At 71.2% G+C, this 295-nt stretch carries 1 protein-coding gene; it reads left to right on the forward strand.

The window, feature by feature from the left end:
- On the forward strand, positions 1 to 295 hold a 295-nt coding region (locus ACQG3P_RS19225), incomplete at both ends, for a glucokinase (RefSeq protein ID WP_426805931.1).

The following is a 295-nucleotide window of genomic DNA, read 5'->3' on the forward strand; positions in this document are numbered from 1 at the left end:
CTGCAGAAGATGCTGGCGCGCTGGGACCCCGTGGACAACGAACGGATCCTGTCCGGCAGCGGCGTGATGAACCTGTATCCCTGCCTGTGCGGCATTCGTGGGGTGGAACCGCAGTGGTCCACGCCGGAAGCCCTGATCGCCGCCGCGCACGCGGGCGACGACGCGCTGGCGGTCGAGCCGATGGAGGTGGTCTGCGGTTGGCTGGGCAGCCTGGCCGGGGACCGGGCGGTGATCTTCGGGGCGCGCTCGGTGTACCTGGCCGGCGGCAGCTCCAGCCACGTGGCCCGTTTCCTCG

Source organism: Stenotrophomonas sp. SrG (genome assembly GCF_050031795.1).
GTDB classification, from domain to species: Bacteria; Pseudomonadota; Gammaproteobacteria; order Xanthomonadales; family Xanthomonadaceae; genus Stenotrophomonas; species Stenotrophomonas rhizophila_A.